The sequence below is a fragment of the Anatilimnocola aquadivae genome, from assembly GCF_049819085.1.
GTDB lineage: Bacteria > Planctomycetota > Planctomycetia > Pirellulales > Pirellulaceae > Anatilimnocola.
In genome coordinates, this window is record NZ_CP187419.1 from 5,813,381 (window position 1) to 5,838,834 (window position 25,454).

General features: G+C 58.6%; 18 protein-coding genes. 10 read left to right on the forward strand and 8 right to left on the reverse strand.

The genetic code is table 11. The features are described 5' to 3' along the window. The first annotated feature begins 19 nt into the window (after positions 1–19). The 6 genes from ligA (at position 20) to NA78x_RS22810 (ending at position 9,580) form a co-directional block, all read left to right on the forward strand. The gene (gene ligA / locus NA78x_RS22785; protein ID WP_425614686.1) at positions 20–2,026 is read left to right on the forward strand and encodes an NAD-dependent DNA ligase LigA; all 2,007 of its coding nucleotides are present in this window, start codon (positions 20–22) and stop codon (positions 2,024–2,026) included. A gap of 263 nt (positions 2,027–2,289) precedes the next feature. Beyond that, positions 2,290–4,083, forward strand: coding sequence for a polymorphic toxin-type HINT domain-containing protein (locus NA78x_RS22790; protein WP_425614687.1), 1,794 nt, complete (start codon positions 2,290–2,292; stop codon positions 4,081–4,083). Positions 4,084–4,220: 137 nt separating this feature from the next. Beyond that, positions 4,221–6,041: a polymorphic toxin-type HINT domain-containing protein gene (locus tag NA78x_RS22795; RefSeq protein WP_425614688.1), complete on the forward strand. Its 1,821-nt coding sequence runs from the start codon at positions 4,221–4,223 to the stop codon at positions 6,039–6,041. Between the two features lie 122 nt (positions 6,042–6,163). Beyond that, on the forward strand, positions 6,164–8,005 hold the full coding sequence (locus tag NA78x_RS22800; protein ID WP_425614689.1) for a polymorphic toxin-type HINT domain-containing protein: 1,842 nt from the start codon (positions 6,164–6,166) through the stop codon (positions 8,003–8,005). A 32-nt stretch (positions 8,006–8,037) separates the two neighbouring features. Next, positions 8,038–8,877 (forward strand): CPBP family glutamic-type intramembrane protease, encoded by an 840-nt coding sequence (locus NA78x_RS22805; protein WP_425614690.1) that lies wholly within the window; start codon positions 8,038–8,040, stop codon positions 8,875–8,877. Between the two features lie 163 nt (positions 8,878–9,040). Next, complete coding sequence (locus NA78x_RS22810) at positions 9,041–9,580, forward strand: DUF2617 family protein (protein ID WP_425614691.1); 540 nt, start codon at positions 9,041–9,043, stop codon at positions 9,578–9,580. Between the two features lie 46 nt (positions 9,581–9,626). On the opposite strand, the gene NA78x_RS22815 is transcribed toward NA78x_RS22810, so the two are convergent. Genes NA78x_RS22815 through NA78x_RS22830 form a run of 4 tightly spaced genes read right to left on the reverse strand, consistent with a single transcriptional unit; the run spans position 9,627 to position 13,211 of the window. After that, positions 9,627–10,979 (reverse strand): cytochrome P450, encoded by a 1,353-nt coding sequence (locus NA78x_RS22815; protein ID WP_425614692.1) that lies wholly within the window; start codon positions 10,977–10,979, stop codon positions 9,627–9,629. Positions 10,980–11,026: 47 nt separating this feature from the next. Further along, on the reverse strand, positions 11,027–12,361 hold the full coding sequence (locus NA78x_RS22820; RefSeq protein ID WP_425614693.1) for an NAD(P)/FAD-dependent oxidoreductase: 1,335 nt from the start codon (positions 12,359–12,361) through the stop codon (positions 11,027–11,029). 7 nt (positions 12,362–12,368) lie between these two features. Beyond that, entirely contained in the window at positions 12,369–12,578 is a 210-nt protein-coding gene (locus tag NA78x_RS22825; protein WP_425614694.1) for a hypothetical protein, read from the reverse strand. Positions 12,579–12,590: 12 nt separating this feature from the next. Further along, the gene (locus tag NA78x_RS22830; RefSeq protein ID WP_425614695.1) at positions 12,591–13,211 is read right to left on the reverse strand and encodes a DUF6677 family protein; all 621 of its coding nucleotides are present in this window, start codon (positions 13,209–13,211) and stop codon (positions 12,591–12,593) included. A gap of 244 nt (positions 13,212–13,455) precedes the next feature. Between NA78x_RS22830 and NA78x_RS22835 the strand changes: the two genes are divergently transcribed. Then, the gene (locus NA78x_RS22835; protein ID WP_425614696.1) at positions 13,456–15,360 is read left to right on the forward strand and encodes an FAD-dependent oxidoreductase; all 1,905 of its coding nucleotides are present in this window, start codon (positions 13,456–13,458) and stop codon (positions 15,358–15,360) included. Between the two features lie 885 nt (positions 15,361–16,245). Here the strand turns inward: NA78x_RS22835 and NA78x_RS22840 are convergent. The 3 genes from NA78x_RS22840 to NA78x_RS22850 are packed head-to-tail and all read right to left on the reverse strand — an operon-like array spanning position 16,246 to position 20,388. Then, on the reverse strand, positions 16,246–17,439 hold the full coding sequence (locus NA78x_RS22840) for a WD40 repeat domain-containing protein (RefSeq protein ID WP_425614697.1): 1,194 nt from the start codon (positions 17,437–17,439) through the stop codon (positions 16,246–16,248). Positions 17,440–17,461: 22 nt separating this feature from the next. Next, a complete protein-coding gene (locus tag NA78x_RS22845) occupies positions 17,462–18,730 on the reverse strand; it encodes a DUF1501 domain-containing protein (protein ID WP_425614698.1) in 1,269 nt (422 codons plus the stop codon). Positions 18,731–18,750: 20 nt separating this feature from the next. Further along, positions 18,751–20,388 (reverse strand): DUF1549 domain-containing protein, encoded by a 1,638-nt coding sequence (locus NA78x_RS22850; protein ID WP_425614699.1) that lies wholly within the window; start codon positions 20,386–20,388, stop codon positions 18,751–18,753. A 171-nt stretch (positions 20,389–20,559) separates the two neighbouring features. Here NA78x_RS22850 and NA78x_RS22855 point away from each other — a divergent pair, with 171 nt between their 5' ends. The 3 genes from NA78x_RS22855 (at position 20,560) to NA78x_RS22865 (ending at position 24,350) form a co-directional block, all read left to right on the forward strand. Beyond that, complete coding sequence (locus NA78x_RS22855; RefSeq protein ID WP_425614700.1) at positions 20,560–21,690, forward strand: LacI family DNA-binding transcriptional regulator; 1,131 nt, start codon at positions 20,560–20,562, stop codon at positions 21,688–21,690. Positions 21,691–21,741: 51 nt separating this feature from the next. Next, a complete protein-coding gene (locus tag NA78x_RS22860; protein ID WP_425614701.1) occupies positions 21,742–22,560 on the forward strand; it encodes a formylmethanofuran dehydrogenase subunit C in 819 nt (272 codons plus the stop codon). A 182-nt stretch (positions 22,561–22,742) separates the two neighbouring features. Continuing rightward, positions 22,743–24,350, forward strand: coding sequence for an AI-2E family transporter (locus NA78x_RS22865; RefSeq protein ID WP_425614702.1), 1,608 nt, complete (start codon positions 22,743–22,745; stop codon positions 24,348–24,350). Between the two features lie 2 nt (positions 24,351–24,352). Here NA78x_RS22865 and NA78x_RS22870 read toward each other — a convergent pair whose 3' ends face one another. Further along, complete coding sequence (locus tag NA78x_RS22870) at positions 24,353–25,453, reverse strand: M14 family metallopeptidase (protein ID WP_425614703.1); 1,101 nt, start codon at positions 25,451–25,453, stop codon at positions 24,353–24,355. Between the last annotated feature and the right edge of the window lies 1 nt (position 25,454).

Here is a 25,454-nt window from a genome sequence, read left to right on the forward strand (position 1 = left end):
CCCTGATCGCGAGCCGCTTATGACTTCGCCTGCCAGCCGAATCGCCAAGCTTCGCCAGGATATTCGCCGGCACGACGAGCTGTATTACGCCCAGGCTCAGCCGGAGATCTCCGACCTGGAATACGACAAGCTGATGCAGGAACTGCAGCAGTTGGAGGCAGCGAATCCCGACCTTGTTACGGAAGACAGCCCCACGCAGCGACTTGGCGATAAGCCGGTCGAAGGGTTGCACCAAACCGAGCATCGCGTGCCGATGCTCTCGATCGAGAACTCCTACGATATCCCTACCGTTCGCAGGTTCGCCCAAAGCACGGCGGAAGCCTTGGACGGTGAGCCGGTCGAGTGGGTCGTCGAATACAAGATCGATGGTGCCGCGATCTCGCTCACTTATGAGAAGGGCAGGCTTGTACGCGCAGCTACTCGCGGCAACGGTCAAGTGGGCGACGACATCACGCACAATGCCGTGACGATTTTGGATGTGCCTCGTCGCTTGAAGGGCTCGCCACCACCAGTGTTGGAGATTCGCGGCGAAGTCTACATGACCAATGCCGACCTGGTGAAACTCAACGAACGCCAGGCAGAGCGAGGTGAAGCCGCCTATGCCAATCCGCGCAATGTTGCGGCCGGCAGCATTCGCCTGCTCGATCCGCGCGAGTGTGCGCAGCGGCGGCTGCGATTCTTCGCACATGGCGTTGGCTATTGCGAAGGTCTGCAAGTCGAAAACCATATCGAGTTCTTAAAAGATCTCGCCTCCTACGGCCTGACACCGACTCCGCTCGTCCGCTCTTGCAAAGACGTCGACGAAGCACTGGCCCATTGCGAGCAGATGATCGAGAAGATCGATGAACTCGAGTTCGAGATCGACGGTCTCGTCCTGAAGGTGAACAACTACCAGCAGCGCGAACGACTCGGCCTGCGCAGCAAAAGCCCTCGCTGGGTCATTGCCTATAAGTTTGAAAAGTACGAAGCAAAAACGCGCGTCAACAAGATCACGGTTCAAGTCGGCAAGACCGGCGCGATCACGCCGGTCGCAGAACTCGAACCTGTGCAACTTGCCGGCACGGTCGTCAGCCGTTCGAGCCTGCACAACGCCGATGAGATTCGCCGCAAGGATATTCGCGAAGGCGATATGGTCATTGTCGAGAAGGCTGGCAAGATCATCCCGCACATCGTCCGCGTCGAGAAGCACGAGCGGACTACCGAATTGCCCGAGTTCGTTTTTCCTACGCATTGCCCCGAATGCAAAACAGAACTCATTAAGGACGAAGGTGGTGTTTACATCCGCTGCCCGAATCCGATTTGTCCAGCAAAGGTGCAGGAACGAATTCGCTTCTTTGCCTCGCGCGATGCGATGGATATCGAAGGGCTCGGCGATAAACTGGTCGAGCAACTCGTGGAAAGTGGCCTCGTCAAATCGTATGGCGATCTCTATCGCCTCTCGATGGCCCCGCTGCTAAAGCTGGAGCGAATGGGGAAAAAGTCAGCGGAGAAGCTGCTCGCGGGTATTGAAGCGAGCAAATCTCGCGGACTAGCCCGATTATTGAGTGCGCTTTCGATTCGCCACGTCGGACAACGGGGCGGCCGACTACTGGCCGAGCACTATGGCAGCATCGATGCACTCCAGGCCGCATCGCAAGAGTCGCTCGCTGAAGTGAATGAGATTGGCCCCGCAATCGCGGCCAGCGTCTACGAGTTTCTGCGGAGCGAGTATGGCTTGGAGATCATCAACGATCTGAAGAACCTCGGATTGCGGCTCGAAGAAACCATGAAGCCGAAAGCTGCCGCACCGACAGGAGTTTTCGCCGGCAAGAGCATCGTCGTTACGGGAACGCTAACCAAGTACAAGCGAAACGAGATTGAAGACCTGATTACCCAGCATGGCGGCCGGGCAGCATCGAGCGTCTCGAGCAAGACCGACTATCTCGTAGCCGGCGCAGAAGCGGGCAGTAAGCTCGAAAAGGCCACTAAACTGGGTGTAAAGATCCTCACCGAAGATGAGTTCGAGCAACTGCTCGCATCTCCGTAGTGGGTTCACCATGCTCTTGCTCAAAAGTTGATTCAACCACGGACGAAACAACGCATCGATTGTCACACATCGATCCTTTCCAAAAATCAGTTAGCCTTAAGCCGCATTCTGTTTGCATCGCGATTTCGCGCTGCTTATAACAAACACGTTGCCAAAGCACATGAGGCCAGTCGTGACCTGCCCAGCGGCATTCGTCGCTTGAGTCACACTGTTGTGCGTAGCAACAACTCGTCTTGGAACAGGGGCTTCTATCGGAGGCTGCGATGAGCGCGTTAGCGTTGAATTCGCGTATTGGTGCAGGTTTTCTTTCTTCTTTTTGTGTGGTCGGCTGTTTCTTCACCGCCAGCGTCGCTAGAGCCGTTGATACTGGCGACAGCGCCGCTTTGGTTGCCGACAAGGCAGTTCGTGAAGCCTTGCAGCGCGAAGTCTACGGACTCGATGGCGACCGCCGGACGTTACTTTCGGCAGCCGAGGCCGCAAATCCGGACTTCGCTCCGGCTCGCTGGCATCAAGGCTACGTGCGAAGTTCTACCGGTGAGTGGACCAAGGCAGGCGATAAGCCGGATGTTCGCCGGCAAGCTCTCCTGATGCAGTATGAGAAGCGGCGAGCGGCGGCGGCGAACACTGTTGCGGGGCAGATGGAACTGGCCGATTGGTGCGACAAGCACCACCTCAGTGAGCAAGAACGCGTGCACTTGCTGCGGGTGTGCGAGCTGTCTCCCGATCATCCGGCGGCACGTCAGCGGCTGGGTTTCACCCGTAGCGGTCGCGACTGGGTCAGTCGTGAGGAACGCGAAAAGAACCAGCGCCGTGAAGAAGCCGTTCGCACGGCTGCCGCCAAGTGGACGCCGATCGTCAAGAAGGCTGCCGAACAACTTGATTCGACGGATCAGAAGACTCGCTTGTTTGGCCGTGATCAGTTGAAGTCGATTGTCGATCCCGCCGCTTTGCCGACACTCGAAAAGTATGTCGCGACAAAGAGCGAAGCCTGCGAATTGTTCGTCGTCGAAATCGCGGCGCAAATGACTGATCCAGAAGCAACCGCAGCGATCGCGCGATCGGCCGTCTTTTCGAACTCGCTGGAAGTTCGCAAAGCGGCTGCCGAGCACCTCAAGACCGCCGAGCAAGATCGGTTTGTGCCGTTGCTTGTGTCTTCGATGTACACGCCCGTCGTGTCGCAAGTCTCGCTTGTGGCACTTCCCAGCGGAAGAATCGGCTATCGTCACGCCTTTTTGCGAGAAGGCTCAGAGAAGCAAGAATTGCTGCAATTCGATACTGAGTATCGCCGTCGCAACCAGGGAGGCACCGCCGCCGATGCCCGCGCGATGGCCATGTTCGAAGCCCAAGAAACCGCGAGTCAATTGGAACGTCAGGCCGAACGCCAGAACGCGGCGACCAGGGCACTGAATGATCGAATTGCTTGGGTTCTATGCGAAGCAACGGGTGCCAAGTTGCCGGCCGTTCCCGACGACTGGTGGGCCTGGTGGAACAACGAGAATGAGGTCTTTTTCGTTGGCTCGAAGCCGGTCGACACGATTACTGTCTCGCGCAGCGTGGCTGTGGCCGACGCGGTGCCCGATGAAGGCGGCAACGGGGGCGGTGCTCAAGATTGTCTACTAGCCGGTACGCCTGTGTGGACCGAGCAGGGACAAGTCGCTATCGAAAAACTCCGCGCTGGCGATTTGGTCCTCTCGCGCGACGTTGAGAGCGGCGAACTGGCCTACAAGCCTGTTCTGCGAACAACGATCCGCCCGACGGGTAAGTTGCTGCGCATCGAAGCGGGCAGTGAGACCTACGAAACCAGTGGTGGCCACTTGTTCTGGGTTTCCGGCGATGGCTGGGTCAAAGCCCGCCAGCTGAAACCTGGCATGGTGCTGCACACCGCCGATGGTCCGACGCGCGTCACCAACGTCGAGCCCGGACAGACCGCCGTGACGCACAATCTCGTGGTGGCCGACTTCAACACGTACTTCGTCGGTAATCAAAAAGTGCTTTCGCACGATAACACGGTCCGTCGCGTTACGCGCGCCATCGTGCCCGGCTTGCAAGCGGAATAAGCCAGCTAGCCAACCTCATCCACCTGCCAAGATCAAAACGGCATCGACAAACAGCTCACACACTCGATCTCGAGCGTGTGAGCTGTTTGTCGATGATTGGGCGGCGTTTTCTTTTTGCAGTTGCAAGGGAGGCAGTGATGAAGAAGAGATGGTTTGACTTCCGTATCTCAATTTGTCTGTTGTTTTTGATTGCCCCAGGGACGATCACTCAAGCTGCCACCCCAGAGCGACCAACGGACGCTGCTTCGACCGCAGCGGCCCAATCGGTGCGAGAAGCGCTGCAGCGCGAAGTCTATGGCATGAACGCGGACCGGGAAGACTTGCTCGCGAAGGCATTCTCGACCGCACCCGAGTTTGGTCCGGCTCGCTGGAATCAAGGCTTTGTCAAACTCGGCTCAGGCGATTGGCTGAAGGTTGGTGCGAAGCCCGACCAGCGCCGGCAGATGATGCTCAAGGAATACGAAAAACGTCGCGCGTCGGCCGGGGATTCGATTGCCGGACAAATGCAGTTGGCCGATTGGTGCAACAAGCATCAAATGACCGAACAGGAGCGAGTGCATCTAGCGCGGATCTGCGATCTGTCTCCCCACCATCCCGTGGCGCAGGCTCGCTTGGGACATATGCGCATGGGTAGCGAATGGGTTTCAATCGCCGATCGACGTAACTTGCAGCAACGCGATGATGCGGCCAGGGCAGCTGCGGCTAAATGGACGCCGATCATTGCGAAACTCGGGGAATTGCTGAGCTCGAGTGACCAATCCAAAAGACTGTACGCCGTCGAACACCTGAAGCAAATCGAAGACTGGCAAGCTCTCCGTACGCTGCAAGCGATTGTCGGCCAGCAAGGCGAGTCGCAGGAAATGCTCGTGCTCGAGATCACGGCAAAGATTAACAGGCCGGAGGCAGTTGTAGAGATTACTCGGCATGCGGTGTTTTCCCCTTCGCTGCGAGTACGGCAGGCAGCAGTCGAAAAGTTGAAAGCCTGCAAACGAGATCACTACGCTCCGATGTTGATTTCATCGATGTACACGCCCGTGGTTTCTCGCGTGGCATTGACAGCGCTTCCGAATGGTCGGTTAGCCTATCGCCACGAGTTCTTACGCGAGGGAGCCGAGAATCAAGAACTGCTGGTGCTGGAAACTCAATACCAACGGATTGCTCGCCCGGGTGGTGATCGCGACGAGACAGCCAGTCGTGCCATTGCCGATGCGCAAACTCAGGCCGCCGCACTCGATACAGCAGCACAGCGACAGCGGGCACTCACGACAGCGCTCAACGATCGCATCGGTTGGGTCCTTTCGGAGACCATGGGTGTCAAACTCCCAGCTTTGCCCGATGAATGGTGGGCTTGGTGGAGCAACGAAAATGAGGTGTTCGTAGCCGGTAGCAAATACGTGAATACCATCGCTCACACACGAGAGGTTCAATTAGTCGATGCGTCGACTGGATTGACTTCCGACCTTGGTCCAGGAGTTATACCTGATGGGCAAGTTCGGGGACCGCGGCACGAGTGCCTCGTTGCGGGCACGCTGGTGTGGACCGAACAGGGAACGCTGGCTATCGAAAAGGTTCGTCCTGGCGATTGCGTTCTAGCGCGCGATGTCGACACCGGGGAATTGACCTATAAGCCTGTACTTCGCACCACAGTTCGACCGAAAGGTCAATTGCTGCGACTGGATGCCGGCAATGAATCCTTCGAGACCAGTGCCGGTCACTTGTTCTGGGTCTCGGGCGAAGGCTGGCTAAAGGCCCGCGATTTGCGCAGTGGCATGCTGCTGCATACTGCGGATGGACCAATCCACGTGAAGCAACTTCGCGAGGGAACTGTCGACGTGACGTACAACTTGGTCGTTGCCGACTTCAATACCTATTTTATTGGCAAGCAGAAGATCTTATCGCACGACAACACTGTAAAGCGAGTAACGCGAGCCATCGTTCCCGGCTTGCTACCAGAGTGATTCAGAAATTTTCTGGTGACTTTAAGTGATGATACATATACGCGGCACGTTTGTAGTCGCGTAAACTAATGAGCGTCAGGGGCAACGTCTTACGGCCGAGTTGATCGGCTCTGGAGGCAAGGATGATTGCAACGCAGGCAGTACAGCGAAGTTATGGGCGACTATGGGTTGCTGTTCTCTTGGTCACGCCGCTTGTGACTTGGGCGGCGACTCCCGACGATGTGCCCGCTGAAAAGCGAGCCGCGACGGAGGCAAAGACGGTCGAGTCCGTACGCGAAGCGCTCCAGCGCGAAGTGTATGGTTTGACTGCCGATCGCGAGCAACTGTTACGGCAGGCGAGCGAAGCGGACCCCGAATCGCCGCTGCCCCACTGGTATCTGGGCCAAGTTCGCTCGGCCGATGGCAAGTGGCAAGCGGTCGACGCTCAACCCACTTCACGCGAAGCGCAGTTGACTCGTGAGTATCAGGCTCTGCGCGCCACCAAGAAGGACGATGCCAACGGCAATCGGCAATTGGCAGATTGGTGCCTGAAGCACAGTCTGAAGCAGCAAGAGCGAGCACATTTGAATCGCTTGTTGGATCTAGGTTCGACACAAACCGAAGTGCGCACGCGCCTGGGTATGGTCCGCGTGAATGACCAATGGTTTGACAAAGAGGCTTTAGCCCGCGAACAGCAACGGCAGACAGCCCTGCGTGAGCTTCACACGCGGTGGCTACCCAACATTACTCAGTTGGCCGCACAAGTCACTTCGCCCGATACCAAAAAGCGCACTGCTGCCGTTGATGAGGTGCTGGCGATTCGTGACGCGGGTTTACTGTCGTTGCTGCAATCCGTGTTTGCACCTCGGGGTGAGGAACATCAACTGCTGGTTCTGAAGGTATGCGAAAGAATCTCCGACCCGACTGCAACCGATCTGATTGCTCGTCAGGCGGTCCTTTCTCCTTCGCCAAAGATTCGCGAAGCGGCGATGGCCTTGCTCAAGGATCGCGATCAAGCCGCGTTTGTGCCCTTGCTCATTTCCGCCATGTATTCACCCGTGGAATTGAGAGTGAGTTCCGTGTTGTTACCCAATGGTGCCATTGCCACACGGCGGGCCTTCTGGCGAGAGGGGGCTCAGCAGCACGAAGTTGTGGTGAGTGACCAAATCGTGACGGGGACTCGTATTGGTCGGTCCTCGCCAGGAACGCAGGCCGACTTGAGAGATCAAATGTTTCGCACCGTCGAGACTCGCCAAGCGCAAGCGGAACGCAACGTCGCTGCTGAGAATGCCTTGAATGCGCAGAGAAATCAACGCATTGGTGAAGTGCTAAGTGCGGCTACCGGCGAACAGCTTGGCGTCGATGCCGCTGCCTGGTGGAAGTGGTGGTCGGAACTGAACGATGCACCTCTCTCACAAAAGGGCGTGGTCAGCAACTATTCAAGGGAAGTCAATCGACTTGTCTCTCGAGATGTTCCCGTAGTTAGTATCTCGCCGACGGCTACTCCCACTTCCTGGTCAGTTACCAGACGCTACGATTGCTTTGCCGCCGGCACACCGATCTGGACCGATCAAGGTCCCACTTCGATTGAGAACCTGCGAATTGGTGATCTGGTGTTGGCACGCGATGTCGAGACAGGCGAACTGGCGTACAAACCGGTTATGCGCACGATGATCAGGCCCAAGCATGAACTCAAACTGGTGACTGTCGGCGATGACGTGTTCGAATGCACGCCAGGGCACTTGTTCTGGGTCTCGGGTGAAGGCTGGGTCCGCGCACGCGACCTGCAGTCTGGTAAGATTCTGCACACGGCCACGGGACCAGTCACGGTAACCAACGTCGATGACGGTCGCGCGGCCGAGACTCACAATCTGAGGGTTGCCGACTTCGGCACTTTCTTTGTCGGTCAGCAAAAGATCTTGTCGCACGATGTCACTACGCGTCAGCCGACGCGCGCCGTGGTGCCTGGTCTGCAGCCAGAATAAGTAGAGATTGGCGGAAGGGATTCAAGTCGAGCATGGTCGGTGCAGTGGATGCTGGGACCAAGAGAACCGAACAATCGACCGATTCGCGGTCGGTCGCACCCGCTTCGTCGCGTGAGAGCTATTGGGAGCTTTCACGCCGACCGCTGACGTCGCTGCTGTTTGTCGCGCCGATTCTGCTCACTTACGAACTCGGTGTACTCACGCTCGGCCAAGGTGCGTTACGCAACGCGGCAGACGTGTGGATTCGTCAGTTGCTCGGTGCGCTTGGTTTTGGTCAATATTTTCTATTGCCGCTGTTGGTTTGTGGCGTGCTACTCGCCTGGCATCATGTACGGCACGATCCTTGGAAGCTCCAGGGACGCGTGATCGGCATCATGTGGCTCGAATCGCTGGTACTTGGATTGGCGCTGCTAGCTCTGGCGCAGTTGATGGGACGGGTTCTGTCACCGACAGAAATCAACTCGGCGGAACTTAGCGATTTGCGGTTGTTCGCAGGAACGAATCCGCGCTCGGTATGGTCCAAATTCATCGGCTACCTGGGCGCGGGTTTGTACGAAGAAGTGTTGTTTCGCTTGCTCCTCCTGTCGGCACTTCTCTGGTGCGGCAAGCAAGTGGGGCTCAATCGTCGCGGCAGTATCATCGCGGCGCTGTTGCTCACGAGTCTCGTGTTTGCCGCCGTTCATTATCGTTTCGAGTGGTCGCTGTTTGGCTGGACGATTGGTCCGCAACATGGTGACTCGTTCGCGTGGTTCAGTTTTTTGTTTCGCGTTGCTGCCGGGTTATTTTTCGGCTGGTTGTTTGTGCTGCGAGGCTTTGGAATTGTCGTCGGCGCGCATGCGATGTACGACATTCTGGTGCTCGTTGCCGAGTGAAGTGAGGCCGTGCGAAGTAACGCTGTTGAGACTGTCAAGAGACATTTCAGTGGCGAACTTTTGCTCTGAGAAAGTGGCTTTGTGAGCCTACGCACTCGAACGTATAATGCGACTCAACCAGCCCAGACCGGGCGACGACTTATCGCTGTAGGAAACGCACACCGTGCTCTCAGTTAGACCCAAAGTTGCCGAATTGTCCTTTCAGCTATTCGGTCGCGCGCTGCACCCAGAGCTATTCGAAGTGTTCGCCTCGAAGACGCTCGAACGCGGCGATTACAAGGCGCAGATCGATATCACCAGCGCGGGGCACGTGATCACGTGGCGTTATCGAGGACTCACGCTGACCGAAGTTGCCTGCTCGGCACAACATCCGTTACCCGAGAAGCGTCGCTTGCTTTCGTATCGCTTGAAGGGTGAACGCAACGATCGCGTCGAATGCCGCGGCGGCATTGTCTATCACATGAACTATCAGCTGGAGCCTGTCGCGCCGGAAGTCTTCTGGTCGTTTCAAGAGCAGTTGAATCAAGACAGCCAGCACAACGGGCTGATGCACGTGTTTGATGCGAGCGGCCGCATGGCGCTCGGTGCCGTCAGTTTTATTAATGCGGAAACCCGCTCTCGCAGCCTGATGGTGCAGGCGTTTCATACGTTCCCCGACGACTACGCGATCGTCAAAACGCAGAGCGTGTTTGAACTGCCGTAGCTCGCGCAAGTACCCGTGGTGACGCATCGGGCTGCTTGATTCTGAATCAGCGGAACTTCACGCGCATGCCCACCGGTTTCGCTGGTCGCAACGTGATTGCTGGCAGGATGGGTAGCGGTTCGCGATCGATCAGTTGCAAGTCGATTCGCTGAGCCATTGTGGCAAGGATCAGCACCCCTTCCAACATGGCGAATTGACTGCCAATGCAGGCGCGTGGGCCGCCGCCAAAGGGAAAGTAAGCGTACTTGGGAATTGCGTGCGCAAATTCGGGCGTCCAGCGATCCGGTGCGAACTCGGCCGGATGATCGAACCAGCGCTGATCGCGCTGGACGACCCATTGGCTCATCAGCACGTTCGTCATCGCGGGAATGAAGTGCTCGCCGATCATGCAATCCTGCTCGCAGCGGCGACCGATGACATACGCAGGCGGATAGAGCCGCATCGCCTCTTTGATCACTCGTTCGCAATGCACCAGGCGCGGCATATCGGCTGGCGTGGCTTCGCGACCTTCCAGCACGTCGTCCACTTCTTGCCGCACGCGCCGTTGCTCGTCCGGATGTTGCCCGAGCAAGTACCACGTCCAACTCAGTGCGTTGGCTGTGGTCTCGTGCCCTGCGAGGAACATCGTCATCACTTCGTCGCGTAGCTGTTGATTCGAAAGAGGGCGACCGTCGTTTTCATCACGCGCGGAGATCAGCAGCGAGAGAAAGTCGCCTTGCAGTTCGCCATGCCCTTCGATGGCTGCTCTTCGCTCGTCAATCATCTGCTGCAGTACGCTATCGAGTCGGCGAATGGTCCGCTTTAGTTTCCAATTGCCGAATGTGGGCAGCCAAAACGGAATCGGCAGTGGGCTGCGAAAGCGAGCGAGAAAATCGCGCATCACGGCTTCCAGGCATTCGACCACTTCGCCGTAGCGACTGCCGACATCAACGCCGAGCAATGTTTTGCCGGCGATGGCCATCGTCAGTTGCATCATCTCGCGGGCTAGGTCACGTTCTTCCCCCACGCGCCACTGCGAAAGCATCCGCCGCGTTAGTTCCACCATCGACAGCGAATAGTACTCCAGTCGTGGTCGCGCGAATGTTGGTTGAATGAGCCTACGTTGCCGCAGCCAATCTTGCCCTTCGTTCACCAGCAGGCCATTGCCCAGGAGCGGCCGCAAGAAAAAGCTGACGGCGAAATTCTTGATGAACTGCTTGTTGTCGGTGACCAGCACTTGTTCGATGTCGGCCGGATGACTCAGCAGCATGCTGCGCCGCTGACCAACGCGAAAGTAAGCAGCGTCGCCGTATTCGCGGTGGCAGTTCTCGAAGAAACCGAGCATGTCTTGCCGCAGGGCAGGCAAGCTGCCGAGCAGCCAATTGCCGCGCGGTCCGGGTAAGCGTTGAACGGTCGCCATCGTGCGTGCTCGCGGGACACAGAAGCAGACGAGAAGAGTTCAGTCTACTACACAGACTGTCCGGCCAGCATGCCGGTGCTGAACGCCGCCTGAAAGTTGTAGCCGCCGATGGGGCCATCGAGATCGAGAATCTCGCCCGCGAAATACAGACCCGGAACCAATTTGCTTTGCATGGTTCGCGAATCGACCTCGGCGAGATCGACACCGCCGGCGGTAACTTCTGCCTTCGCAAATCCGCGGGTGCCAGAAACAGTAATGCGGGCGTCTTTGATCCAGCGTACTAGTTGGGCCCGCGAAGCCTTCGAAAGTTCTGCCGCCCGCTGTTCCGTCGCCACGCCAGCAAGCACAAAAATCTCTTCCGCCAGACGATGCGGCACCCAATGCTGCAATACACCGCCGACTTGCTTCTTACCGGCGGAAAGGCACACATCGCGAATGCCCGCATCGAGGTCTTCGGCTTTCACATCCGGAGCAAAATCGCAGCTCACTTGCAGACTCGTTGGCTGCGAATGCCGCGTCACGGTCCGACTGATATCCAGCACCACCGGCCCCGACAAACCGAAGTGCGTAAACAGCAGCGAACCACGCCGCTCATCCAACCACGGCGACTTCTTCTTCGCCTTCTTACTCTCGACGCCCGCCTCTCGACCCTCGTCTCGCTCCCCCGCAATCCGCAGCACGATATCCGGCAGCGTGAGACCGGAAAGCTTCAGCACCCAGGGATCATTCGTGGTGATGGGGACGAGCGCCGGTCGCGGCGAAATGATGCGATGGCCCAAAGACTCGCACCAGGCATAACCATCGCCGGTCGTGCCGCAGCCTGGATACGACTTGCCTCCCGACGTGATCAAAACATTGGCCGCTCGCAGCGAAGTGCCATTCGCAACGACCACGAACTGCTCGCCATCGCGGTCAATGCGCTCGACACTTTGCTCCAGCGCCAACGTGGCTCCGCTCCGCCCGAAGCGTTGCATGAAGGCCTTCAGCACATCGAGCGCGCGATCGCTGGCGGGAAAGATCTTGCCGGTATCTTCTCGCTTGGTGGGCACCCCTTCATCTTCGACCAGCTTGATGAGGTCGGGCGGTCCCAGTAGCGCGAGAGCCGAGTGCAAGAACGGCCCCTGTTCGCGATAGGCCTGCACAATGCCCCGCTTGTCCGTCGCTTGCGTCAAATTGCAGCGAGTGCCGCCGGAGATCAAAATTTTCACGCCCGGCCGGCGATTCTTTTCGAGGAGCAACGTCCGTCGACCTCGCTGCGCGCTCTCGGCCGCGGCTATCAAGCCGGCGGCCCCCGCGCCAATAACGATCACGTCCCAAGGAGACTCGGCGAGCGACACAAGATTGGTGGCCGGCAGTTCAAGGGCAGACAGATCCTCCGCCATCGCCGACCTATACCATCCACGTGAGGACGAGAATGATCAAGAAGATCGCGCCGATGAACGTGGTCATCCACACGGCGGTGTTCCACGCTTGTCGCAAAATCGGCCCAGGCAATTCGTGCCGCGTGGCACCGTACACCAGGCTGATGGCAACCAGCAGGGGTAAGTAATACCACAGCTGACCAAAAGGCAACGCGGCGAGCAGCAGATCTGGAATCATGATAGTTCGCCGTTATGCGGTAACAGGAGTCTTTTCTTCGACGGGCTTTTTCTTCTCGTCGTCTTTCTTCTTGCCACCGACCGGTTCGCTCGGCGCGGGCCCTGCGGCCGCATCCCAAATGGCGAAGAAGTTCAAGATGCCCGCGATCATCGTGTAGAGCAGGCCCATGTCGTAGCGCTGATTCAAGTCGCGTTGCCAAATGGCAAGTTCGTCGGGCGAGTTCGGCGGAGCCATCACGCCGCCAAACAATGGCGGCTGATGTTTCTCGGCACGAAAGCGCTGCAAGATGGCGGGCATGGCGGGCAAACCCACACCGGCCTGCAGCCAATAAGGCAGCGGGGCAATTGCGGCGAGCCTCGTCAACATGCCGCCAAAGCGGCCGCGCACTTCGCGCTGCCCTTGACCGGGCGGATGCATGGCATAGACGACGCGCCCATCGCCCAGAATCAGGCCAAAAACAAACAGCGACAGGATGCACCCCATGAAGAGGAGCCCCTTGCCGTAACGCCTTTGGTACAGATGGCCTGCCCCCGGCCAGAGCCAGGCAAGCAAACCGGCGACCCACGGGTTGCGCAGATCGATCACGATGGATTCGACCGGCGTCGTGACACTTTTGGTGGGGCCGTCGCTCATGAGTTTTCGTACCAGCCGTCTCTTCTTGCGGGCCTGCAGGCGAGCGGGGAATAGCATCCCCCAGGGAGATTCGTTGCGGAGCAGCCGATATTGTTACCGAACCCGGCCCCAGCAACCAGGGCAGATTGCCCGGCTCAGCATCCATTCGGGTCACCAGCACGGGGCTGATCGAAGGCCCCTGCGCTGGCGACTATAATCGCCCGGTTGCTCGTACCTCTCTCGTTCCGAATGTGAGCCAATCCCCATGCTGACTTTCGCCTTCCCGCGCACTGCTGGCAGCGTCCAACGCTGCTTGCTGGCCTTGGTGAGTCTCGTCCTTACTTTGGCCATCTCGCAGCCTGCCACGGCACAACAGGTCACGTTGCCTGCCATGCAGACCGACGTGCTCGTCTATGGTGCCACGCCGGGCGGAATCGCGGCGGCCGTTGCCGCTGCGAAAGCGGGGCGGACGGTCACGCTCGTCGAACCGACAACGAGAATCGGCGGGCTGGTGACGTGTGGGCTGTCGCATACGGATTTTCGTACGTTTGAAGGCTTGAGCGGAGCCTTCCTCGATTTCAGCCAGCGCGTGGAAGCTTACTATGTGAGAACGAATGGGCCGGACTCGCAGCAGGTTCGCGATTCGTTTCGTGGTACCTTCGCCGAGCCCAAAGTGAACCTGACGATCTTCCAGGCGATGCTCGCCGAGCAGCCGAAGATCAGCGTGTATCGAAGCACGCGACTCAACTCCATCGAACTCGACAAGACGAGTGGCGGCATCCAGCGAGCTTCGTTTACGGAGGTGACTACCCCCAGTAATCTCAAGGGCCTGGTCTGGCAGGCCAAAGTCTTTATTGATGCCACCTACGAAGGCGACTTGATGGCAATGGCCGGCACTCCCTGGAGCGTCGGTCGCGAAGGAAAGGCTGAGTTCAACGAATCGCTTGCGCCCGACGAAGCCGACGGTCAGCTGCAGGCCTACAACTTTCGCTGGATCATGACGCGCGATCCAGCGAACCGCGTGACGCCAAAAGCTCCCGCCGGTTATCGCCGCGAGGACTTTGTCGACGTGCTACCCATTCTGGCCAGCGGCAGCATCAAAAAGATCTTCGCCTATCCCAGCGGTTGCATCTTCAAAGCACAAACGCCGCCACTGCCGAATGGCAAGTACGACATCAACGATGTCTCCAATGGCCTCGTGCGACTCTCGTTGCCGGGCAAGAACCTGGCTTGGCCCGATGGCGATTCCACAGCACGGCACAAAGTCTTCCAAGAGCACGTGCGCGATCAGGTGGGCTTGCTCTACTTCTTGCAAAACGATTCCGAGGTGCCCCAGAAGTTTCAGGACGAAGCTCGTGAGTGGGGCTGGTGCCAGGATGAGTTCGAGACCTATGGCCACATGCCGCCCCAGCTTTACGTACGCGAAGCGCGGCGACTGCAGGGGAAGCACATCTACACACAGCGAGACAGCGCGCAGGCGCCAGGCGATGCTCGAGCCGTGCTGCATCGTGAGGCCATTGCGATGGGCGACTACGGCAACAACTGCCACGGCACGCTCCATCCCGGGCCGCGATTTGGCAGCAAGCACACCGGCGAGTTCTACAACGCGGTCCCTCCCTACCAGATCCCCTACGGCGTGATCGTCCCCACCGATGTCCCGAATCTGCTGGTGCCCGTGGCCGTCAGTTCGTCCCACGTGGGCTTTTGCGCTCTCCGGCTGGAGCCGATCTGGATGTCACTCGGGCAAGCCGCAGGCCACGCCGCGGCAATCGCCGCGAAGCAGGAGATTGCCGTGCAAGACGTGCCAGTAGCTGCGTTACAACAAACTCTCCACGCCGACGGTTCCGCGACGATCTACGTCAGCGATGTTCGCCCCGGCCAGGCCGACTTTGCCGCAGTGCAATGGTGGGGCTCGGTCGGTGGCCTCCACGGTCTGCACGCTCCCTTCCTCAAGTCCGGACAACGGGGCAAGAACATTCACGGCCAGTACTATGAAGCCTACCCAGGGCATGCCGCTGAACTCGACAAGCCGTTGGAGCCGGACCAGCTGGCACGTTGGCAAGCCTTGGCCAAGGAATTGAAGTTGCCTGCAGATCAACTTCCCTCCACCGGTTCCACTCGCGGCGATTTCATTCGCGCTGCCTGGAAGCTGGCTCGCACCCCATCGTAGAACGAAGCCGTGCTTCATTTTCGTCGTCGCAGAATGGCGAATCATCCTCCCTTCGTCGACCTGCTCACCAACCTGGGTGAACAGGGTTGAACAACCTTTGGTTGATAACTTTTTTGCGCGATTTTTCAAGCCTCGAAACTTGACTTAAGTTCTTATTTCCAATTCGGTTACAGCCTCGATAACCGCCAATCAAGTCGTTTTGGTGATAACCGTTTGATAACCGTTCTGGCAACCATTTTCCCTCTCTGAACAGGGAGGATTCAGCTCCGTCTAGGAAACACCAAAGGCGTTTTCAGCTCCCTTAGATGACCACCAACTCCCTCGCACACGATCACGACCGAACGTCCATTGAGTCTGGTCCGCACACGGCAACATTTCACGTCGCTGACAGCGAAGGCGCGTTGCAGGTAACTCGACTTGCAGGTAACTCGACGCGTGAGCGAGGAGAGAGCTTCTGGTTGCCTAAAAGTCTCAGCCTGAATGGCTACACAGAGCTTTGGTCGCCGTTCACCACACCGAAATGTCCAAGAACCCAGGTGATTGTTGGACAGCCACCGATTTTTGTATTTCGTCGAAAGTGATTGCAGGTGAATCGCTTGCGACTCTTTAGCAACACTGGCAACTCATCCTTCTTGTCCAACTACCAGGCAGGTTTTTGGACAGGCACCCCGACCGCAACAGCCACTCGTCCTGCGAGCACGACGTAACACAACCACGCACGGCGGACGCGCGACTCAACAACCAAACTGCGAGAGAACTTCCCGATATTATCTATTTGTGGTGACTCGTTGTCAATATTGTCCTACTGACTTATCACACAATTACGTCGCATCCAAGAACGAATGCTGCCGGCCGAACTGCGGTGATCGTCCGTTGGGTCAGCGCTCAACTCGAGAGCGACCAGACCTGAATCAGCCCCGCGATATCGGCCACGGCGACGGTTTGCTCATCGGGCGAGATGGCGAGTGCCGAGAACCAATCTTTGAATTGGCCACCGCGCGGGCTGCCGAGTGCCGCGATCTCTTTGCCATCTTCGACGTTGGTGATGCGCAGCGTGGTATCGCGCCCTGTCGAGAGCAGGTACTTGCCGTCGGCTGAGAAGCGCCCATCGGTCACGCCATAGCGATGGCCGCCGATCTCGCGCAGGACCTTGCCGCTCTCCAGGTCGATCAGGTGAAACTTGCCGGTATCGTTTTCGCCACCCTGCCCCACCGCCGCCAGTTTGCCATCGGGTGAGATATCGGCGACGATCAGACCGGCGGACACAAACTTGCGCCAGACCTGCGCGCTGCCGTACGAGGTGGCCTTGATATCGTACTTGGGCAGGTGCAGCTTCATCACGTCGTGCTTTACTTCTCCGCTGGTGGCATCGTATGTGCGCAGGGCGGCGGCAGGAATGTCGAAGTCGTCGTGCTTGTCGCAACTCTCGGTGACGATGGCCATCTTGCCATCGTGGGAAAGAGCCGCGGCCCGAATCCAATTCCACGGTAGGCCAGTCCAGCGCGTGGCTTCCTTCGCGGCCGGCAGATCCCAAACGATGACTCCCGCCCGGGCATCGCCGCTGATGAGGCGAGATTCGTCGCCACTCAGGCCCAGGGCCATCACCCAGTCGGTATGCCCCGCGAGCACCCGGCGGGTTGTTACGGTTTCCACCTTCACGCCAGGAGCCTTCAGCAGCTCCGCTTCTTTGTTCTTATCACGTTTGGCTTTGCTGCGGCGTTGATCACCATCGAGAACGGCGTCGGCGGTGCCGCTGGCCGGTGCGCTGGGATCCCACAGCCGCACACTGTGATCGAGACTGGCCGAGACGAGCAGTTTGCCATCGCGGGTGGAGCGCAGATGCGTCACACCGTTGGTGTGACCCTCGCAGCGACGAACCGGATCGTGGTTGGGTGCCTTGCGCTCGCTATTCTTCTCGGGCTCGAACTTGCCAGGTTCTGCAGGCAAGTCCCACAGGTAGATCTGCCCTTCCTGGTTGGCAGCGGCGATGCGCTGGCCGGAACCAACGAAGGCCACGGCCGAAGGCCACGAACCTTCGCAGGTGAGTTGCCACAGGAGCTTGGGATTGTTGATGTTCATCGTGGTATCCGCCGTGATGCACTTACGCGAGCAAATCGCTGACGACCTTCGAGCCAAACGGGGCCAGCGGAATGGGTCGCACGCCGGTGTAGTTCTCCGCCTTGGGATCGATGGAAAGAGCCTGATAAATGGTCGCGAAGAAATCCCCTTCCGTCACCGGGTTGCTCTTCACCTCGACGCCGTCAGCATCGCTCTCGCCGTACATCTGACCACCCTTGATGCCGCAGCCTGCGAGGGCCGCCGTCCAGCAGCGCACGTAATGATCTCGCCCCGCGCGATTGTTGATGCTCGGCGTGCGGCCAATTTCCCCCGCCCAGACAATGAGCGTGCTGTCGAACAGGCCGCGTTGTTTCAGGTCGGTCATCAGGCCCGCCCAAGCATGTTCCATCGAAGGGACCAGGCCGCGATGCCCGGTAAAATTGTCTCCGTGGGTGTCGTAGCCGCTTTGCCCCACTTCGATAAACGGAACCCCCGCTTCCACCAATCGGCGAGCCAGCAGGCAGCGACGTCCCATGGCACTATCGCCGTAGAGTTCGCGATTCTTCTCCCACTCGTCGTCGATATTGAAGACCTTGCGGGCACTTCCTAGCCGACGAGCGGCTTCGTAGGACTCGCGATGCGTGCGGGCCAGTTCCGTTTTGTGAGCAGCGGCAAATTGATCTTCGAGGAAGGCCCGCACTTCGTGACGACGGAGTTCCTTCTCGACCGGCATGTTGGAGGCGGCAAATGTCGGCAGCGAACCTTCCGGGCTGATGCCAAAAGGCTGGTACTTCGGCCCGAGAAACCCGCTGCCCGCATCACCGTGGCCGAAGATCTTGATGAAGTTGGGAAGGTCGGTCTGCTCGCTTCCTTGATACTTGGCGATGATCGAGCCGAATTCGGGAAAGCGGACGTTGGGCGTGGGACGATAGCCCGTGTGCATCAAATAGATGCCGCCCGGATGATCGACTTCGCTGGTCTTCATTGAGCGAATGACCGCGACCTGATCCATTTGTTGCGATAGCTTGGGCATCAGTTCGCAGACGCGCGACCCGGGAATATTGGTCGAGATTTCGCGAAAGGGACCGCCGGTGCGCTGGCCAACCTTCATATCGAAGGTTTCAAATTGGCTCGCGCCACCGTTCATAAACAGATAGATGCAGTGCTTCTTCTGCTTGCGCACTTCTTCGGCGAGCGTGGTCTGCGTCAGCCCGCCCCAGTTCATCACCACGCCACCGGCACCGACTCCGAGCACACTCTGCATGAGCGCGCGGCGGGAGAAGTGTTCGCCGGGATTGCATCGCAGGGGCATGATCCTACTCCCACTTTCGTTTAATGATTGAAGCGAAATTCGCTGCAAGTCAGCAGGGCCCAGACAAGATCGCGTGAGCGGTCATCATCGGGCTTGGTGTTCATGAAATCAGCAAACCGCTCGCGCTCGGCAGCAGTTGCTGGCCGGGAAAGTGTTTGCAGAAACAGTCGGTCGAGACGCTCTTCCGCAGGCTGCTCTTTGTTGCCAATCGCAGCAATCAAACTGCCCGGACCATTCACGAACAGGCTGCCAAGCTGACCGTTGTTGAAGTACAGATGCTCGGACAGTCCCCCCTGAAAATCACCGACGCCGTTATTGGGCTGGCCAAAAAAGCGCAGCACATAGTCGCCCGTCAGCGGACGAAACCGGCTAGGGTTCTTCTCGGCAGGCTTATCTTTGGTCGCTTCGTCGTAGCCCGTCGCCACGCGCCAACTTTCGCCTAGTTCTTCCGCCGAAAGAGGTCGCACGCGAGCATGCTGGAACCACATCGGCTGCGGTTCGCCGGTGGCACCATTGCTGGAGAGTTGATAAGTCTTACTGTTTACGATTTCGCGCGTGAGCGCCTTCAAGTCGAACTTTTTCTCAACGAGCCAGGCTGTGATGGCATCGAGCAACGCGGGATGGGTCGCTTCGTTCGCCGGACTCAGATTATCGACAGGATGCACAATGCCGCGGCCGAGATACTGCCCCCAAAGGCGATTGGCGATGGCCCGAGCGAAGTAGGGGTTGTCCGGTTTCACGATCCACTCGACCAGTTGGTCCTTGCGCGAAAACATCGGGGGCGTCGGTGGCTTCTTGTCTTCCATCTTCGGTTCTTTGTAATCCGCCGGCAGCGATGGCTCAGTCAGCCCTTCGCCGTGTAGAAACTTCGGCTTGATGGGTTCCCCCTTTTTGCCCGGAGCCTGATCCTTGGCGGGACCGGTGAACAGCACGTCACCCGTGTTCTTCTCGCCGATCGCGAACATGGCAAGATTGTCTTTCTTACCAATCTCGACGACCTGCAGCCGCGCAAAGAATGCCGCCATGCCAAAGAAGTCGGTCTGCTTCCAATCGTCAAAGGGATGGTCGTGACAACGGGCACATTGCAACTGCACGCCAAGGAAAGTTTGCGTCACTTTCTCATTCAAATCTTCGGGCTGATTGCGAAACTGCACGTAGTACATCGGCGGCCCTTGCTCGACCGAGTTGCCATCGGCTTTGAGCAAGTCGCGAATCATTTCGTCGTAGGGACGATTGGCGGCGAACTGTTCCCGCAGCCAGCGCTGGATGCCGTCTCGCTTGTCGGTGCCATAACCGGGCGGATTGCGACCGAACAGAATCAAGTCCCACAGGTCCGCCTGATGCTGGGCATAGCGCGGGTGATCGAGCAGCTTGTCGATCAGTTGTTGCCGTTTGTCGGGGGACTTGTCGTTGAGAAACGCGACCGCTTCGTCGTAGGTGGGAATGATGCCCGCCAGATCGAGATAGATCCGCCGCAGAAACTCAGCATCGGTCGCAGGGGCTGCGGGAGTTACCTTTTCGCGTTGCCAGGCGGTGCCAACCTCGGAATCGATGTAATCCCGCAACGGACGATCTTCCGCACCAGCCGTGGTGAGCGACAGACCGACGAGCAGCAGAGCAACGGTTTGCGGCGAGAATGAGAGGACGAAAGGCTTCATGCGGACCTCAGCCTGCGGACGATTCCAGGTGGGAGTGGGAAGGTGGGTCGTCTGTTAACTCACTATCGGCGGTTACAATTCCCGCAGCAAGCATTTGACGCTAAGACAGCCGGATTGTATTTGTGTAATTGAGTAGGCTACGCTTTCCATCCGTTACAAACCCCTCTCGCCATGCCGAAAAACGTGCCCAAACCAACGCCAACTTCGCCGACAAACTTGTCGCGACTCGATCGCCCGCTGTCGCTCTCGGCGCAGGTGGAGCGGCTGTTGCGGCAATCGATCGCCGAGGGGCGATTTGCCGGCGGTAAGCTGCCGACCGAAGTAGAACTCGCCGAGCAACTCGGGGTGAGTCGCGAAACGGTAAGACTCGCGGCGGAAGTGCTGCAGCGGGAAGGTCTGCTGGTGAAGATTCGCCGCAAAGGCACCTTCACGCAGCAACAGCCGATTGCGATGCAACTGCGTGGTCCCGAATCGACCGTGATTGGTTTTTTGCAAGCGACCTATCCCTCGGGCCAAGGCGAGGAAGCGGTTACCTCGGAGATCAATGCCCTGATGCTGCACGGCGCTGTCGCCGAGGCAGGGCTCGCCGGCTGGGAACTCTTCGTGCGCGATGCCCCCAGCACGCAGATGCGACCAGCCTTTCAACGCCTCCAAGCGAAAGCGGCTCTCAGCGGTTTGATCTTCACTTCGTTTGGCGAAGAGAAGCTGCTGCGGCGCGTGATGGGGCTCGGCATTCCTGTGGTGCTGCTCGACCACGACGCCCGCGTTCCGCAGATCAGCTCGGTGAGTGAAGATTCGACCGACGCCGCCAAGCAGGCCGTGGAGTTTCTCGCCGGGCTCGGCCATCGTCGGATCGCTACGGCTTATTGGCGGCGAACCGATCTCAATCCCTGGCGACTCGAAGGCTATCGCCAAGGTCTGCGGGCCGCCGGATTGCCACGCAAGAAGCAGTGGGAACTTCCCGCCGAGCTTACCGAACGCGGCGCAAAGCTGGTCACCGATCAGTTTCTGGCCCTTTCGCCACGGCCAACAGCTCTCTATTGCTTCAACAACACGCTGGCCAAACGCGTGATCCAGAACCTGCAATCAGCTGGCCTCAAGGTGCCGGAGGAGGTAAGCGTGCTGGGCGGTGGCGGCGAAAATGTGTTTGGACTCACTTGCCATCAGGCCGAGTGGCATCAAATGGGACGCAAGGCGGTACAGATTCTGCTCGCGCATGTCGCTGCCAAACAGCCTCTCGAGCCCGAGTCACATGTGTTTCCCCATCGCCTGCGGCCAGGCCAGACCACCTGCCCGCCCTAGCAACCGGCGATATGATGAGATGCCCGCTTCGATTTCCAGAGAAGACATTTCATGCCGCTTGAGTTTGAACTACGCCAGCCAACCAGCGTGCCGCTCGAGGTCGCCGGCATCACGCCCGATCTGCTGCGCGCGAAGTCTCTTGCGCAGATTGAGCAACTCGAAGTGTTGCACGGCAATCGCAAGCAGCCCCTCGCCGAATTCTTCCACGTCAAAGGGACAGCCGATGACGAGCATCATCACTGGAGCGGCGATCTGGCCGGCATCCACTGGCTCGGCGCCAAGATGAAGAGTGGGCGGATTGAGGTGAACGGCAACATCGGCCGGCATCTGGGGAGCGAGCTGCGCGGCGGACAGATTCATGTGCAAGGTAACGCCAGCGATTGGCTCGGTGCCGAGATGCATGGTGGGCTGATTCACGTCCGGGGCCATGCCGCGGAATCTGTCGGGGCTGCTTATCGCGGTAGTGCGAAGGGAATGACCAAGGGTACCATCATCGTCAGCGGTAACGCCGGCCACGAAATCGGGCACTCCATGCGTCGCGGACTTATCTACGTGGCCGGGAATATCGGCGACATGGCCGGGCTCAGTATGTTGGCGGGAACGATACTCGTCGGTGGTCTAGCCGGGATTCGTCACGGCGCGGGAATGCGCCGCGGAACCATTGCGTTCCTGCAACCGCAGCCTTCTGCGCTGCTGCCGACCTTTCGGCAAGGCTGCCGCTTTCAACCTGGATTTTTTCGCCTGATTGCCCAACATTTGCGACAAGCTCAGGCCCGTTTCTCCGAAGAATCTCTGTCAGCCCCCTATGACCTTTTTCATGGTGACCTGCTCAGCGGTGGACGGGGCGAGATTCTCGTTCGGGCAGGCTGATTTGAACTTCTCAAGGCCAGAACGCTTGCCCCGAGCGGTCTACGCCGTTGCGGCATCTGCCGATAGAATGCCCCTAACGCTGGCACGACGCCGCGCTACCCGATAGTGACGATTGCCTGGAGACACCCTTGCGCACCGAGACGCAACTCTTCTGCAATGACGCGGGGCGAGTGGAGTAACGCATGGCACGCATGGTTTCGTTTTTCGTCCTGTTGGTTATTTTGATCCTCATCGCGCTGTTGTTTTTCCGCGTGATGGAATCATTCCTGCTGCCGCTGTTCTTGGCCGCTCTGCTGGGGGTCGTGTTTCAACCCCTGTTTCGCTGGACCCTCGCCCGCTGTCGCAATCAGCGATATGTGGCGGCGACGGCCACGACCTTGATGGTGCTCATCACGGTGCTCGCCCCGATGGCGCTGGTCTTTACACTTGCCGGTGCCCAGGGCATTTCGCTCTCGACGCAGTTGCAAGGGACCGATGTTCGTAAGAAGCTCGACGAACTGCGGAAAGAATATTCGCTCGACATTCCCGAGCGTGCCGAACTGCAGCTCATCGACTACCGGCTGAAATCGTGGCGAGATCAACTTCGTCAGGGCGAAACGCCCAAGTACACCGGCGCGTCCGTCGATACGCTGATCAAGTATGTCAATGTAGTGGCCGATGCAGAACCAACGCCCAACAACAGCAAAAGTCCCGCCGATCCCACACCGTTGCTGGATCAGCTTCAAGCGCTGAAAGACGCGGCTCCGGAGTCCGCCGAAGCGGACGATGCCTTGCAGCGGTCGGTTGCCGAGTTTCGAATTTACAAGCGAGACTTGCTCGGCGGTGCCTTTCTGGCAGCGGTGAAAGAACTCGTGAATCCGACGGACGAACAAATTGAAAAGCTGATCGGCGTCTCTTTTTCCCCAGGTTCGAAGCTCTACTCTTATGGCAGCGATACCTTAATTCTCGCGGGCAAACTGCTGCTCGGCACGATCATCATGATCGCCGCCCTCTTCTTCTTGTTTGCGGAAGGGTCGCGCATGCTCGATGCGGCGATTCGACTCAGCCCGCTCGAAGAACGCTACGTGCGCGAACTGGTTGGCGAGTTCGACCGGGTTTGTCGTGCCGTCGTGGCCGCGACACTACTATCTGCAGTGGCCCAAGGCGTTCTCGCAGGGCTGGGCTTTTACATGGTTGGGCTGCAGCAGTCGGTCGCACTGCTCATGTTGCTGACGATGGTGCTGGCGATGGTCCCATTCACTGGCGCTGCTGCAGTTTGGGTGCCCGTCTGCCTTTACCTCTATTTGTATCTTGGACATACAGGTTGGGCGATTTTCCTGGCGATCTACGGCACGCTTGTCATCTCCGGTGCCGACAATCTCATCAAGCCGCTGGTGCTGCACGGGCAGTCGAACTTGCATCCGCTGCTCGCCCTCTTGAGCGTCATTGGTGGGTTGCAGCAACTAGGCCCGATCGGCATTCTCGTCGGCCCGATGGTCGTGGTGTTTCTGCAAACACTGCTGAAGATCTTGCAGCGCGAAACGATGACCATGGATCGGCTCACGGCAGCGGCAGCGGCCATTGGCGTGCAGTTACCGTTTGGGCAACGTGTAGCACCGACTGGCACCACGCCGCCGGCAACGGAAACAGTTGTTGATCCGGCCACAGGCTTGCCAATCGATTCTCGCGTGATGGAAGACACCACTAACGACCAGCCCGCTGCTCGCGACAACGGGTCCAAAAAGCCTAGTCAAGCGCCCTCGCAGCAGCCTCAGCAAAGTGCCGATCAGAAACGCAAGAAGAAGCGGTAGCATCACAGCTTATTTAGCCCTGCAATAGCCCCTTCGATCCATTCGACAGCCGTCCCTACTACCTGTTTTCTCCAAGCCGGTGAGGCAGGACAAAAGAGTTCTCGCAGTCGTTCTTTGGCTCTCTGGGTGGCTGCTGATTGAGGCTCGCCCCAATGATGTGCGCGGTTCTCCGCTCGCAAACCTTGCAGCGCTTGCAGGGGCGAGTAGGTACCAAACTCCGCACAGGCGTACAAATAGTCAGCTGCAGCCCCCTGCCGCGCACACCAACAGCCCAGACTTCCCCGCACCTGATAGGCGACCCCGACGGCATGGGTTTCTTCGTACGCGTTAGGTCCGATGTGCGTGTCAAGAAAAGTGCGTTGGGATTCCGCCAGCGGCGCATCGAGCAGCAGCTTGCCCGTTCCCCACTTGCCGAGTCCGGTATGAAAATCGAGATGGACGATCTTGCTCGACTCTCCCATCCATCGGGCGAAGTGTTTGCTCAGCACCAGATGCGTTTGCGATGGCCCGTCCCCTCCAAAGAACAAACCCTTCTCAAAGTCGAACTGCCCGCCCGCAATGGCTTGTTTCAAGGGGACCGTACCCATGCGCACCGCATGATAAACAGCCTGCGGTAGAAACCAATCGAAGCGGTGCGTTGGCGAACGAGGATTCAGCCACTTGTCGAGCTGCTCATAGCCGGCTGGTGAGCCACGAAATTCTTCGCCCGGCAGCAGGAAGTTGCGGTTGTTGTCGATGTTGTCGGCATCGAAGCGGCGCGAATGGACATAGCCAAACGGATTGAGCGCGTGGAGCATCACCAACCGCACGTTCGTTGGATTCCATTGCTTTCGCGCGATCGCGGCCAGCAGTGAGAGCTGCACGGCAGAGCCAAACTCGGCTTCGACGCCATGCAGACCGCTCGAAACCACCAGCGTCGGTGCCTCACTGGGCGCACTCGACCAGGCTACGTCGATGGTCAGTTCTTCGCCGGCAGGTCCTCGCGCAGCAATAGCGTGGGCTTCGCGCTGCCAGCCGAGCGCGTCAGCAAGCTGGCGAAACTTATCTCGCGCTACAAAGTAGTTGGGCGACGAACATTCAATCAGTGGATGTTCATCGCCCATC

Bases quoted from the DNA above. Each gene is read 5' to 3' on its own strand.
- ligA (WP_425614686.1), top strand. From the start codon at position 20: ATGACTTCGCCTGCCAGCCGAATCGCCAAGCTTCGCCAGGATATTCGC.
- NA78x_RS22790 (WP_425614687.1), top strand. From the start codon at position 2,290: ATGAGCGCGTTAGCGTTGAATTCGCGTATTGGTGCAGGTTTTCTTTCT.
- NA78x_RS22795 (WP_425614688.1), top strand. From the start codon at position 4,221: ATGAAGAAGAGATGGTTTGACTTCCGTATCTCAATTTGTCTGTTGTTT.
- NA78x_RS22800 (WP_425614689.1), top strand. From the start codon at position 6,164: ATGATTGCAACGCAGGCAGTACAGCGAAGTTATGGGCGACTATGGGTT.
- NA78x_RS22805 (WP_425614690.1), top strand. From the start codon at position 8,038: ATGGTCGGTGCAGTGGATGCTGGGACCAAGAGAACCGAACAATCGACC.
- NA78x_RS22815 (WP_425614692.1), bottom strand. From the start codon at position 10,979: ATGGCGACCGTTCAACGCTTACCCGGACCGCGCGGCAATTGGCTGCTC.
- NA78x_RS22820 (WP_425614693.1), bottom strand. From the start codon at position 12,361: ATGGCGGAGGATCTGTCTGCCCTTGAACTGCCGGCCACCAATCTTGTG.
- NA78x_RS22825 (WP_425614694.1), bottom strand. From the start codon at position 12,578: ATGATTCCAGATCTGCTGCTCGCCGCGTTGCCTTTTGGTCAGCTGTGG.
- NA78x_RS22830 (WP_425614695.1), bottom strand. From the start codon at position 13,211: ATGAGCGACGGCCCCACCAAAAGTGTCACGACGCCGGTCGAATCCATC.
- NA78x_RS22835 (WP_425614696.1), top strand. From the start codon at position 13,456: ATGCTGACTTTCGCCTTCCCGCGCACTGCTGGCAGCGTCCAACGCTGC.
- NA78x_RS22840 (WP_425614697.1), bottom strand. From the start codon at position 17,439: ATGAACATCAACAATCCCAAGCTCCTGTGGCAACTCACCTGCGAAGGT.
- NA78x_RS22845 (WP_425614698.1), bottom strand. From the start codon at position 18,730: ATGCCCCTGCGATGCAATCCCGGCGAACACTTCTCCCGCCGCGCGCTC.
- NA78x_RS22850 (WP_425614699.1), bottom strand. From the start codon at position 20,388: ATGAAGCCTTTCGTCCTCTCATTCTCGCCGCAAACCGTTGCTCTGCTG.
- NA78x_RS22855 (WP_425614700.1), top strand. From the start codon at position 20,560: ATGCCGAAAAACGTGCCCAAACCAACGCCAACTTCGCCGACAAACTTG.
- NA78x_RS22860 (WP_425614701.1), top strand. From the start codon at position 21,742: ATGCCGCTTGAGTTTGAACTACGCCAGCCAACCAGCGTGCCGCTCGAG.
- NA78x_RS22865 (WP_425614702.1), top strand. From the start codon at position 22,743: ATGGCACGCATGGTTTCGTTTTTCGTCCTGTTGGTTATTTTGATCCTC.
- NA78x_RS22870 (WP_425614703.1), bottom strand. From the start codon at position 25,453: ATGGGCGATGAACATCCACTGATTGAATGTTCGTCGCCCAACTACTTT.